A 12,573-nucleotide genomic window follows, 5' to 3' on the forward strand; every position below is an offset into this window, starting at 1 on the left:
GGCCGCGCCGTTCACCGGGTCCATCGCCGACGCCGCGTTCTACCGCACCGCGCTGCCGGCCGAGCAGGTCGACCAGCACTTCAACGCGGCCAAGAACTCGCTCGGCCTGCTGCCGGTGTCCACCGTGAACATCACCGACCCCGGCGGCAAAACCCTGACCTACCAGTACGACCCGACCAACGGGAACCGGAAGATCTCCGAGACCGACGGCCTGGGCGCCAAGACCAGCTACGGTTACGACTCCGCCGGCTTCCTCAACACCGTGACCGACCCGAACGGCGTGGTGAGCACCTCCGGCCACGACGTGCGCGGCAACACGGTGTCCCAGACGACATGCCAGAACCAGGCGACGGGCACGTGCTCGACGGCGTACTTCACCTACTACCCCGACGACACGACCAAGACCCTGACACCGGATGCTCGCGACGACGTGGTCCTGACCGTCCGAGATGGACGGTCGTCGGGGCCGACGGACAACACCTACCTGACCAGCTACGGCTACGACGCGAACGGCAACCGCACCGGCGTCACCACGCCGCCGGTCCCCGGTTTCCCCAACGGCCGCACCACCAGCGTCACCTACACCACCAACGGCCTGCCGACGGTGACGACGTCGCCGGGCGGCGCCAAGAACACCATCACCTACGCGTCCAACGGCGATGTGCAGCAGACCCAGAACGCCGAGGGCCTGGTGACCAAGTTCGCCTACGACGGTATCGGGCGGGTGGCGACCAAGACCGAGGTGTCCGACTCGTTCCCGAACGGGCTGGTCACCAGCTACACCTACGACGGCCAGGACCGGGTCACCTCGCAGACCGACCCCATTGTGACCGACCGCACCACCGGCGCGCCCCACAACGCCACCACCACGAGCCACTACGACGCCGACGGCAACATCACCTCGCAGACGGTGGCCGACGGCTCGGGCGGCGACGCCTCGCGGACGTCGACGTCGATCTACAACACGCTGGGGGAGCTGGCGTCCTCGACCGACGCCGCGGGCAACACCACCTCGTTCACCTACGACGCGTACGGGCACAAGAAGTCCGAGACCGACCCCAACGGGTCCGAGACCGACTACACCTATGACGCCGACGGGCACGAGCTGACCCAGTCCGTCCAGTTCACCGGCAGCCCGCTCAACCCGCACGACGCCGCCCCGCTGGTGGTCAAGTCCACCGCCTACGACCCGACCGGCCGGCCCGCGTCGGTGACCGACTCGATGGGCAACAAGACGTCCTACACCTACTTCGACAACGGGTTGAAGGCGTCGGAGACCAAGACCGACCCGACCGGCAACGCCGCGTTCGTGCAGGAGCGGGACTTCTACGACGCGGCCGGCAACCAGATCGAGAAGATCACCAACAACGGTGCGACCATCGAAAAATCCGACGTCGACGCGGCCGACCGCACCACGCAGACGACGACCGATCCGGACGGGCTCAACCGGAAGACGACCGTGTCCTACACACCGGACGACAAGCCGGCCGTCACCACGATGTCGGACTCGACCGGCGCGGTGCGCACCACCACCGCGACCTACGACGCGATGGGCAACCCGACCTCGCAGAGCCTGTTCACCGACGGCACCGGGCGTCCGGGCGCCTGGTGGCCGCTCACCCAACCGTCCGGGACCGTGTTCCCCGACGCCTCCGGGAACGGGAACACGCTGTCGGACAACAACGTCAGCTGCGCCTCGGGGCAATGCGCGTTCAACGGCAGCAGCTCGATCGCCGCGACCAACGGCCCGGTGCTCAACACCACGCAGAGCTACTCGGTGTCGGCGTGGGTGAACCTGGACCACACCGGCAACTACTACACCCTCGCGTCGCAGGGCGGCGCCAACGCCGCCGCCTTCTACCTTCAGTACTCGCCGGCGTTCAACGCCTGGACGTTCATCAGCCCCAGCTCGGACTCCGCCAACCCGGCCTCGTTCGCGACCGCGCACGACGACGGGCCGCCGCAGGTGGGTCAGTGGACGCACCTGGTCGGCGTGTACGACTCGGACGCCGGCCAGATGCGCCTGTACGTCAACGGAACGCTCAAGGCGACCACGACCGACACCACGCCGTGGCCGTCCAGCGGGCAGTTCGCCGTCGGCGGCGTCAAGAACACCTCCGGCGCCAGCAACTACTTCCCGGGCGACATCGCCAACGTGCAGGTGTACAAGCGGGCCCTGTCCGGCGCCGAGGTCTCCGTGCTGAAGGCGGCCGGCAAGTCCGGTGGCACCGCGGCGTCGTCCAACGCCATCACGATGACCCGGACCCTCGACCAGCGCGGCCTGCCGACCTCGGCGACCGACCCCGAGGGCAACACCACCAGCTACTCCTACGACGAGGCCGGCCACCTCGCGGTGACGACCTCGCCGGTGGTGTCGACCGAGCGCAACGGCGGCACGCCGGTGCAGGTGCACCCGGTGTCGATGACCGGGTACAACGCCTTCGGCGAGGCCACCGAGCACGACGACCCGAACGGCAACGTCACCACCACGGCGTATGACGCCGAGGGCCGGCCGGTGTCGGTGACCAGTCCCAACTACACGCCGCCGGGCGCGACCACGCCGATCACCGCGGTCACCGTCAAGTCCTACGACAAGCTGGGCAACCTGGTCCAGGTCTCCGATCCGCTCAACCGCGTCACCAAGTACGTCTACGACCAGCTCGGCGACCAGGTCCGCACCACCGACCCGGCCGGGCGCACCGTGGACACCGTCTTCGACACCAACGGCGACAAGCTGTCGGTGACCGACCAGGCAGGCGCGCAAACCCAGGCCACCTACGACTTCCTGGGCCGGCAGATCACCTCGACCACCCTGGAGCGCTACCCGTCCACGGTCACCGCGACCACGACCAACAGCTACCTGGGCTCGCCCGGCGGAGCGTTCCTGGCCGCCACCACCACGGCCAACGGCGCCCGCACCGGCTACGGCTACGACGCGCTCGGCGAGCGCACCTCGGTCACCGACGCCGCCGGCAACACCACCCACACCGCCTTCGACTTCCTCGGCCGCAAGACCTCGGTGACCCTGGCCGACGGGAGCTCGACCGCGACCACCTACGACACCGCGGGCAACCCCATCTCCGTGGCGCAGAAGGACTCCGCCGGCAATGTCCTCGTCACGACGTCGGCGACCTACGACAACAACGGATCCCAGCTCTCGTCCACCGACCCGTCCGGCAACACCACCCGGTTCACCCACGACGCGACCGGAGCGGTGATGCAGGAGGTGCAGCCGGTGTCGGCGACCTCCTCGATCACCACCTCCTTCGGCTACGACCCGGCCGGCAACCGAACACGCTTCACCGACGGCCGCGGCAACGCCACGACCTACACCTACAACCCCTGGAACCTCAAGGAATCGGTGATCGAGCCGACCACCGCCACCTACACCTCCACGGCCGACTCCACCTTCACCACCGCCTACGACGCCGACGGCGAGCCGGTCACCCAGACCCAGCCCGGCGGCGTCACGATCACCGCTTCCTACGACGGCGTCGGCAACCTGACCGGGCAGACCGGCAGCGGCGCCGACGGCCAGACCGCCAGCCGCTCGTTCGGCTACGACTCCGTCGGACGCATGACCACCGCCTCCACCAGCGCGATCGGGTCCTCGGTGCCGGCGTCCAACGAGACCTTCAGCTACAACGACCGGGACGAGCTGCTCACCGCGTCGGGCTCCGCCGGAGCGTCCTCCTTCGCGTACAACTCCGACGGGTTGATGACCTCCCGCACCGACGCGTCGGGCACCACGAGCTACGGGTACGACTCCGCCGACCGGTTGTCCACGCTCAAGGACGGCATCACCGGCACCCAGCTCACCTACGGCTACGACGTGCTCGACCAGGTCAACCAGATCAAGTACGGATCCGGCGACGTGCGGACCTTCGGCTACGACCCGCTGCACCGGCTGACCGGCGACACCCTGAAGACCTCGGGCGGCTCGACCGTGGCGGCCATCGGCTACGGCTACGACCTCAACGGCAACCTGACCACCAAGACCACCAGCGGTTTCGCCGGCTCGGCGTCCAACTCCTACACCTACGACCAGGCCAACCGGTTGACGTCGTGGAACAACGGCTCCACGACCGTCGCCTACGGCTACGACGCCTCGGGCAACCGGACCCGCGTGGGATCCAACGTCTACACCTACGACGCCCGCGACCAGTTGACCTCCGACGGTGTGAGCTCGTACGCCTACACAGCCCGCGGCACCATGTCCTCGCAGACATCCACCTCCGGCACCGTCCGGTCCACATCGGACGCGTTCGGCCAGATGACCGGTCAGGGCACCCAGACCTACACCTACGACGCCCTCGGCCGGGCCTCGACCGACACCGGCTCCACGTTCGCGTACTCGGGCATGGGCAACAACCCGTCGTCCGACGGTGTCAACACCTACAGCTACGACCCGGCCGGCGGGCTGGTCGGTGTCGGCGGCAGTGGCGCGTCCGCGCTGGCGTTCGTCGATCAGCACACCGACGTCGTCGGAAACTTCACCGCCAGCGGGGCCACCCTGTCCGGCTCGGCGACCTACGACCCGCTGGGCAACGTCACCGCCACGTCGAGTCTGGTCGGGCGGTTGGGTTACCAGTCGGGCTGGACGGACGCCAGCACCGGCAAGGTGAACATGGCCGCGCGGTGGTACTCGCCGCAGACCGGCCAGTTCATGAACCGGGACACCGCCTCACCGGATCCGATGCCGAACTCGGCGGCGGCCAACCCGTTCGCCTACGTCGACGACGACCCGCTGACCCGCACCGACCCGTCCGGGCACGGCTGGTTCTCCGACTTCTTCTCCAGCGCCTTCCACGCCGTCAGCCACGTGGTGCACGCCGTGAGCCACTACGTCGCCGTGCACGTCGTGCACGCGGTGCAGACCGTGGTGCACGCGGTGGCCGACGCCTATCACGCCGTCGTCCGCGCTGCCGCTCGTGTCGTGCAGCGCGTCGTCCGGGTCGCTCGCGTCGTCTACCACGCCGCGGTGCATGTGGTGAAAACCGCCTATCACAAGGTGGCCACCGCCGTGCACAAGGCCGTCGCCGCCGCCAAGCAAGTCGCCAGCAACGCGGTTCAGAGCGTGACTTCGGCGGCCAAGGCCGTAGTGTCCTCGGCTAAGAAGGCCGTGGCGACCGCCGCCACCTTCGTCAAGAATCACGCCTCGACCATTGCCGGCATCGCTGTGGGCATCGGGGTCGGCCTGGCCTGCACCGCGGCGACCGGCGCCGTCGGCGTCATCGGCTGCGCCGCCTTGGCCGGCGCCGCCGGCAACGCCGTCTCCTATGCCATGGACTGCCAGGCCAGCCACAACTGTTCCGTCGGCGGTGCCGTGGAAGCCGTCGGCCTCGGCGCTCTTGGCGGCGCTCTCGGCGCCGGTCTGGCCGGTCCCTTGGGCGGCAAGCTCGTGGCCAACGCCTTGGAAGACGTCATGCCCAAGCTCGCCGCCTCCGCCCTGGTCGGTCTCGGTTCCGGCGCCGGCGCGGGCGCTGTCACCTCCGCTGTCGGCTACGGCATGTCCTGCGGGTCGTCCAGCGATGGCTGCTCCCTGTCCGGTGCCGCCTCCGCCGTCGGCTCCGGCGCCATGTGGGGCGGCCTCATCGGCGGCATCGCCGGCGGCCTGACCTCTGGGTCGGGAGAGCCCAGCCCCGCCACCGCCGAGTCCGAGTCCGCCGGCGCTTCTGCCGAACGTCCTTCCTCCGCGGGCAAGGAGGAGGAGAGCCCCTCCTGTGCCACCACCGTGCACAGCTTCGTCGGCTCCACCGGTGTGCTCATGGCCGATGGCACCAGCAAGCCCATCAGCCAGGTGAAGGTCGGCGACGAGGTCGCCAACTCAGTGCCCGGCGAGGCTACGCTGCAGTCCCACACCGTCCAGAAGGTGATCGTCACCCAGACCGACCGGGATTTCGTGGACCTCACGATCAAGAAGCTGGCCACCAGGCTCGGCCAGGCCGCCGCCGGCCTCGCCGTGGCCACCGCCGCTTTCCTCGGTGCTGCCGGCCCCGCGTCGGCTGATCCGGCCACGCTGACGACGACGTTCCATCACCCCTTCTATGACCTCACCCAGGCCGCTTTCGTCGACGCCGTCGACCTGCACCCCGGCGACCAGCTCCAAACCGCCGACGGCGCCACCGCCGAGGTCACCTCCGTCCAGGCTTACCACCAGACCGAGACCACCTACGACCTCACCATCGACGGCCTCCACACCTACTACGTCGACGCCGGCGGCGCGACAGTCCTGGTCCACAACAGTGATCCGTGCCGCGATTTGGTGGATATGGCCCAACAGGTGCGCACATCGGGTAAGCCTGGCCCCCAGGTGAACCAGGTGACTATGGCGGTCGGCGAAACAGAGAGTGGTGAGCTGTCCATTGCCTCAAGCCACGGGTTTGACAGGGGGCAACGCGCGGCAGCCGATGATCTCGGACTTAGAAGGGTTCCTTCCCTCACTGGCAATCATGCTGAAGAGAATCTTCTGGACGATAACCCGGCAAATCTCTTGGACAACCTCAAGCGGGTTGGTACATCAAGTCGAGCTCCGTGTGGTCCAGGTGAACACAACTGTGCCGGGAAACTTGACGGCCGTGGAATTGAACACAACTGAAATCGCTTCAGGAGAACAGTGAACCACCAAGCAGTCGTCGATAACTTGATCGAGCGTGTTGCTGCGCTGTCCCGCAACGCCCAAGAGGCGTTGTTCACATGCCTCTGCGAGGCTCTGATGCCGCTCTATCGCGACTTTGGGGCACGTGTGGGTTGGAACGACAGCGGACTCGTCGAGGAACTGGTTCAGCTACTGCGAGGTAGGATTGTTGATAGTGCTGTCGACCTGCAGTTCGAGCCTATGGTTGAAACTCTCGAAAGCGTCACGCCGCACTCGGACGACTTTGACACGATTGAGGTGTTCTATGCAATGGATGCGATCGGGTGCCTAGATGCGGCGCTTCGGATTGCGGCCGGTCAGCGCGTCTATCCGGACTGGGTTGAGTATGCTCTTGATCCCATGCAGGTTTACATGCTGTCACGTGACCGTGGAATCATTGCTCCCGGCGGATCCGCTAACGATCTGGCGATGATGGATGAGTTGTATCAGACTGACGAGATGCGGTCCGTCGTTGCATGTGTTGAGAACGCTATTAACTTGCTGCGCGCGGAAAATTACACGTCCGCACAGCTCGATAATGCCGTTGGGCTACTGGTGTCGATCCGACCGATCAACTAGATTTCGAGGTTGAGTAGCGATTTATGCGTGGCGCGGCGGTCGGTGTCGAAGCGGCTGTTAGGCTATGGCTGATTGATCAGCTTGATTGAGGTACGATTTACCCTCAGCTGTCCCTATTGGGCGCAAGGTCGGCTTTCTGGAAGTAAAGCTCAAATGGCGCGGAATGGCGTTTCGGAACACCGGATTGTTACGAGGAGTGGTGTTAATTAACTCGTCACAGCCTCTTCGACCAGGTGACCGCGGTATTGCGTCCTCGCTTGAGTGTGGAACATGCGCTAACGGGCTCCTTAGGTTCATGTTCCGGGTTGACAAATCTGAGGTCTTCCTTGAGTGTGACGAATGCGTGAGCGGCTTCATGTCGCTTGTTGATGGCCGTGTCTCTGGTGGATTCTGGGCGGGAGGTGTCGACTGGGACTCCCGCCCGGCTACGCCCGAGGAGATTTCTGAGGCCGGGCTGCTGTCGACCATAGTCGAGGACGCTTAATTCTGGCATGTGAAGGATGTGGATCCGACGGCGACAATGCTCAATAATGTTAATTTGGTGATGTGACCTCCGTTTACGCAGGTCAATAATTCCGACGCACCCGCCCAGGTTCGTCTGCTCTACTGGTGTGCTCATGGCCGACGGCACCGGCAAGCCCATCAGTCAGGTGAAGGTCGGCGACGAGATCGCCGACTCAGTGCCCGGCGAGGCTACGCTGCAGTCTCACACTATCCAGGAGGTGGTCGTCACCCAGGCTGACCGGGTTTCGTGGACCTGACCGTGAAGAAGCTGGCCACTAAGCTCGGCCAGGCCGGCGCCGGCCTGGCCGTGGCCGCCGCCGCTTTCCTCGGTGCTGCCGGCCCCGCGTCGGCTGATCCGGCCACGCTGACGACGACGTTCCATCACCCCTTCTATGACCTCACCCAGGCCGCTTTCGTCGACGCCGTCGACCTGCACCCCGGCGACCAGCTCCAAACCGCCGACGGCGCCACCGCCGAGGTCACCTCCGTCCAGGCTTACCACCAGACCGAGACCACCTACGACCTCACTGTCGACGGCCTGCATACCTACTACGTCGACGCCGGCGCGACATCGGTCCTGGTCCACAACTGTGCGAACGGGATCTCGATGGACCAGGCGGTGGAGATGGGCGCCAACCACGTCGGTGGCCAGGGCAGAATGGTTAAGTCCGGCAGCGGTGGTTGGCAGTTCATCAACTCCTCTGTCAACGAGGCCGGCGAGACCGTCACGAAGATTGCCAGGTTCGACATCAACCCGAACTCGGCCCACGTGCAGAAGCTAGGGCCGCATCTGAACCTGGAGACACAGGTGAACGGCCGGACGGTGACCTCGGGTCCCTTGAAGGACCCGCACCTGCCAATTGATCCATCCACGATCCGTCCAGGAGACACACCATGACAGCCCCAGTGGTCCGCTACGCGCCCACGACCGGCGAGATTGAGGTCAGTGGGTCGCGAGAAACTCTCGTGCAGCTTGCCGACCTACTGGCTGCGGCACCGGGACGACTGGCTGCGGACGAGACGGCGGACCCAGGGACGTACGGACAATGCCTGGCCGAGATCGTTGTGCGGTCTTCGGCCGACACCAAGGCGGTGATCGGTGTAAACACAGACACCCGGACCTTGGTCCTGGATGGGAGTCGTGCGGCCTTGAAGTTGCTCGGCGACAACGTTCGCGCGCTGGCGGTCGAGGGTGCGCCAGGCGACAACCTGCATGTCGAATATTTTCCCGAGCACTTCTATCTAGACGAGTCGTCGCTGGCTACAGTATTCGCGCTCATTACGTGAAGGCAGGTGCTTGCCGGAAGCGCTTCCGGGTAGCTCGATCGTGATTTCGTGAACCCGGTCGCTGAGAATATTGCCACCGGCCTGGCTGTGGCCAAACGACCAGGGCGTCGCGGCCGGCAAGAAAGTAGAAGGTATAAGTGTTCGAAAGATTTCTGGGCAGATACACGCCGGATGATCTCGGGGAGGCTGTGCCCTGGGTCAGTGCACCGCTCGGTACGGTGACGGACCTTGTCGATGTCACTAACACGTGGGGTGGGGTGAGCTTCAACTCAGGCTTGTATCGTGTGCACTCTGAGTCTAGTTCGCGAGCAGCGACGGCCGCCATTCAGCCGTACCTGCAGGAGGCGTGGAGCGACGCGATCGCGTTCGCTTTTGACTGGCTTGGGCGAAATTTTGTCGTGAGCCCGAGCCGGTGGTCGAAGCGCAACCCTCTGGTATGTGTGGTGGACATGGGTGAGGGGCGTGTGTTTGAGATACCTGCTAGCCTCGGTGACTTTCATAATGTAGAGCTGGTGGACTACGCCAACGAGGCGCTGGCTGCCGATTGGTTTTCGGAGTGGCGAGTTACGCAGGGCGGATTGGGGCTCAAATTTGAGCAGTGCGTAGGTTATCGAACGCCGTTGTTCCTTGGCGGGACGGATGGTGACGATAATCTCGAGATTGCCGACATCGATGTATATTGGGCTCTTACAAGTCAGATTTACGAACAGGTCAAGAGTCTTCCTGAGGGTACCCCGATTGCGGGTTTGAATATTGATTTCTCGCGCCGAGACGACAAGGAGGTCTAACCACGCCGCTGGCTCGGGAAAAGGTAGGAACAGCCCGCCTGCGCGGAGGCGGCTTGATTAGGTGCAGGTGGTAATCGGGCTTGAACGGAGCAGCCCGCTTACGCGGGGACCGCGAAACGACGTTCTGGTACTCGACCTCGGGAACCGGAGCAGCCACGGCCTGCGCGGCGACGATGTGCATCGGGGCGTCGAGACGGCCGAGTGGCATCGGGACAGCCCCGCCTGCGCGGGGACGACCCGACGTACATGCCGAACGTGCGGAAGCCGAGCGGAACAGCCCCGCCTGCGCGGGGACGACCAAGCGGTGGCCTGCAATACCCGCACGGCCGCCGGAACAGCCCCGCCTGCGCGGGGACGACCCGACGTACATGCCGAACGTGCGGAAGCCGAGCGGAACAGCCCCGCCTGCGCGGGGACGACACTTGTTGACCTGCGGAGATGCTGGATGTCCTGGCATTTTTCATTCGGTTTGGTCGGCGGTTGATGCTGCCCGACGGCTGGCTTCCACGCAAACGTGGGTTCGGCTGTCCCGGCCGGGGTCGAATCCGGTACCGGTGGCCACGGTGGAGACGGCGCCGTAGGCGGCTGAGTTGCTGGCTGCGCTGCGGGCAATCGGCAGTAACGCCATGGGTGGCGTTCGTACCAGTTTGAGCATGATCAAGTGGCGAAAAAATGGCGACGGGAATCCGGCGGAACGCGTTGGAAGCGGTCGCAACGAAAAGCTGGATGTGCCGCTGACCTGCGGCGATGGTGATTGCCGCAGGTCAGCGGAGAGGCGTTACAACCTCGACACGGTAGGGGCGCTGGACGCGTCCTGGCTCGCCTTGTTTTACGGGACAGGTCCGGGACAAAGCCGGTTCGGTGACTACCTGGCCTATACATCCACCCAGGTAGAGGCCCATGCGGGTGCTGAACATCAGTCCCACCAGGAGCAACTCGGGGTCTTCAACGGCGAGTCCCTGCACCTCGACGGCACCGCTGGTTGAGCCTTGCCGGACCGCTTCTTCCCGCCGGTCAATCACTCCAGCCTGGTGACTTGCTCTTCTTCGGCACGAGCACCACCGACGGCAGCCCCGTCGGCAGAGTCATGCCGACGAGCGACCGCGGCAATCGGCGAAATGGCCGGGGACCGGTGAGACCGCCGAACGGGCAAGCCGATCCTTCAGCCGGCTGACGGAAGCCCGCGCTCCGGCTCGTCCGATCGGTGTTGTCGGCCGGTGTCGCGACGCAGTGGGTGCCGCGCGAACCAGGACCTGGTCAGGCTGGGCAGCGAAGGTCCGCCACGCAGGCACCAGATGGCGATCACCGGGTCGCAGATCGCGCAACCCAGCGACGAATGCGAGAAGAACGGAATGATCGGGGCGCCACGCAGATAGTGCAGGACATCCCAGGCGGTGTGCAGCAACCAGGCGACGCCGATCCATGTGTACGAATCGAGCCCGCGGTAGGCGCAGTAGGTGACCGCGGCGGTGAAAACGAACTCCCAAGGCCCGAAGCTGCCGCTGCTCAGATAAGCCGCTCCCGCGCCGGCGACCATGATGGCGTTGAACCGCCGCCTGGCCGGTTCGCGGAGGAGGGACAGGACGAAAGCGTATGCGATGCCGATGAGGACTGGCGCGACAACAAGCATCTGCGAAGGCTACTGACCGGTGTTGAGGGCTGACAGTTCCTGAATTGCCAAGGAGCGACGGAAAATCGCCAGGTCGCGGTTCCGGCCGGGCTGACGAAGGTCGTGGGGCAGGCACGCGGGCCGTCCCCCGACGGCACGCAACCTCTCGGCGCCGAGCAGTCGATTCACCTGACCGGTCATGTTTGCGGCGAGCTCCATCGGGCCGTTCGCGGGAGTCACACCGGCGACTCCTCGGGAAGCGGTTGGAGTAGTCCGCACGACTGCTCGAGAAGCTCTCCGGCCGACCGCAGCTGGGCCGCGATCCGCTGCCGCAGCGCGATCAGGTCGTCGACCTGATGTCGGGCGTCGGCGATCTGCCGACGGGACCGATCGCGTGCCTCCGCGAGCAGCCGGTCAGCCTCCGCATGGGCGGACGCCCGGAGTGCGGCCAGATCAGCCAGGGTTTCCTTGCGACGCGCGGCCATCGCGATCTGGAAGTCGTCCTCGACGAGCCTGCGCTGCGCGGCGGCTCGCTCGTCGAGTTCTGCTCGGCGCGCGGCCGCCCGTTCGGCGATGGCCCGGACCTGGACGTGAGCCTGCCGCAGCAGTTCCTGGTGCTCGTGCTCCATCTGCCGACGTCGAGCGTCGAGCTCGGACGCGAGCCGGTCACACCGCTCGCGCAGGCGGGCAGTGGCGAGCCGGGTGCTCTGCCAGCTCTGGTCGGCCGCGGCCCGGGCCGACGAGGTGATCTCGGCGGCTTCGGCACAGGCGAGTTCCACCATGCGCCGCAACCGTTCCGTCAATCCTTCGGTGTCCACCGGGGCTCGGCAGACCCGATCGAGCCTCGACCGGAGGTCGGCGATCTCGCGGCGCTGAGCCTCCACCTGCCGGGCAAGGTCGTCCGCCCGCAGGACGGCGGCGTCCCGGTCGGTCGTCAGCAGTCGAAGCTCGGCGTCGACCGCGTGCAGGTGACGCTGAACCTGATAGCGGTCGAAACCGCGCAGCACCACGTCGAAGTCGACGGCCAGCGGCAGGATGTCCTCGGCTGCGACCTCGGCGACGGCGACGTCCTGGACGGTGTCGTCCACCACCGTCATGACAGTGTGTTCCCCCTTCCGTGGGCGTTGTCCGACCAGCTTTCAGGTAGCGCTCGGCGAGCACGACGCCGG

At 65.9% G+C, this 12,573-nt stretch carries 10 protein-coding genes and 1 CRISPR repeat array; of the genes, 7 read left to right on the forward strand and 3 right to left on the reverse strand.

The genetic code is table 11. From position 1 onward, the window contains the following. The first annotated feature begins 124 nt into the window (after positions 1-124). The 7 genes from KUTG_RS41920 (at position 125) to KUTG_RS41950 (ending at position 10,781) form a co-directional block, all read left to right on the forward strand. Positions 125-6,598, forward strand: coding sequence for a LamG-like jellyroll fold domain-containing protein (locus KUTG_RS41920; protein WP_232241240.1), 6,474 nt, complete (start codon positions 125-127; stop codon positions 6,596-6,598). Positions 6,599-6,616: 18 nt separating this feature from the next. Beyond that, on the forward strand, positions 6,617-7,216 hold the full coding sequence (locus KUTG_RS41925; protein ID WP_043725021.1) for a DUF416 family protein: 600 nt from the start codon (positions 6,617-6,619) through the stop codon (positions 7,214-7,216). A gap of 617 nt (positions 7,217-7,833) precedes the next feature. Then, positions 7,834-7,977: a hypothetical protein gene (locus tag KUTG_RS59655; protein WP_157495168.1), complete on the forward strand. Its 144-nt coding sequence runs from the start codon at positions 7,834-7,836 to the stop codon at positions 7,975-7,977. Beyond that, positions 7,968-8,618 carry a polymorphic toxin-type HINT domain-containing protein gene (locus KUTG_RS41935; RefSeq protein WP_043725028.1) on the forward strand — a complete coding sequence of 217 codons (651 nt, stop codon included), beginning with the start codon at positions 7,968-7,970 and terminating at the stop codon, positions 8,616-8,618. The genes KUTG_RS59655 and KUTG_RS41935 overlap by 10 nt, the downstream gene beginning before the upstream one ends. Then, complete coding sequence (locus KUTG_RS41940) at positions 8,615-9,007, forward strand: Imm32 family immunity protein (protein WP_157495169.1); 393 nt, start codon at positions 8,615-8,617, stop codon at positions 9,005-9,007. The genes KUTG_RS41935 and KUTG_RS41940 overlap by 4 nt, the downstream gene beginning before the upstream one ends. A 137-nt stretch (positions 9,008-9,144) precedes the next feature. Further along, positions 9,145-9,795 (forward strand): T6SS immunity protein Tdi1 domain-containing protein, encoded by a 651-nt coding sequence (locus tag KUTG_RS59660; RefSeq protein ID WP_157495170.1) that lies wholly within the window; start codon positions 9,145-9,147, stop codon positions 9,793-9,795. 146 nt (positions 9,796-9,941) lie between these two features. Next, positions 9,942-10,216: a CRISPR direct-repeat array (repeat unit 29 nt; unit sequence CGGAACAGCCCCGCCTGCGCGGGGACGAC). A 169-nt stretch (positions 10,217-10,385) separates the two neighbouring features. After that, positions 10,386-10,781, forward strand: coding sequence for a hypothetical protein (locus KUTG_RS41950; RefSeq protein WP_157495171.1), 396 nt, complete (start codon positions 10,386-10,388; stop codon positions 10,779-10,781). 176 nt (positions 10,782-10,957) lie between these two features. Here the strand turns inward: KUTG_RS41950 and KUTG_RS41955 are convergent, their stop codons facing one another. Genes KUTG_RS41955 through KUTG_RS41960 form a run of 3 tightly spaced genes read right to left on the reverse strand, consistent with a single transcriptional unit; the run spans position 10,958 to position 12,501 of the window. Next, positions 10,958-11,425 carry a DUF6010 family protein gene (locus tag KUTG_RS41955; protein WP_232241241.1) on the reverse strand — a complete coding sequence of 156 codons (468 nt, stop codon included), beginning with the start codon at positions 11,423-11,425 and terminating at the stop codon, positions 10,958-10,960. Between the two features lie 9 nt (positions 11,426-11,434). Next, positions 11,435-11,644, reverse strand: coding sequence for a hypothetical protein (locus tag KUTG_RS62285; RefSeq protein WP_198047494.1), 210 nt, complete (start codon positions 11,642-11,644; stop codon positions 11,435-11,437). Next, positions 11,641-12,501: a coiled-coil domain-containing protein gene (locus KUTG_RS41960; protein ID WP_052396041.1), complete on the reverse strand. Its 861-nt coding sequence runs from the start codon at positions 12,499-12,501 to the stop codon at positions 11,641-11,643. The genes KUTG_RS62285 and KUTG_RS41960 overlap by 4 nt, the downstream gene beginning before the upstream one ends. Positions 12,502-12,573 lie beyond the last annotated feature (72 nt).

The sequence above is a fragment of the Kutzneria sp. 744 genome (genome assembly GCF_000568255.1).
Lineage (GTDB): Bacteria > Actinomycetota > Actinomycetes > Mycobacteriales > Pseudonocardiaceae > Kutzneria.

Excerpts from the sequence above, each read along its gene's own strand:
- KUTG_RS59655 (WP_157495168.1), top strand. The coding sequence starts at position 7,834 with ATGGCCGACGGCACCGGCAAGCCCATCAGTCAGGTGAAGGTCGGCGAC.
- KUTG_RS41940 (WP_157495169.1), top strand. The coding sequence starts at position 8,615 with ATGACAGCCCCAGTGGTCCGCTACGCGCCCACGACCGGCGAGATTGAG.
- KUTG_RS41955 (WP_232241241.1), bottom strand. The coding sequence starts at position 11,425 with ATGCTTGTTGTCGCGCCAGTCCTCATCGGCATCGCATACGCTTTCGTC.
- KUTG_RS41960 (WP_052396041.1), bottom strand. The coding sequence starts at position 12,501 with ATGACGGTGGTGGACGACACCGTCCAGGACGTCGCCGTCGCCGAGGTC.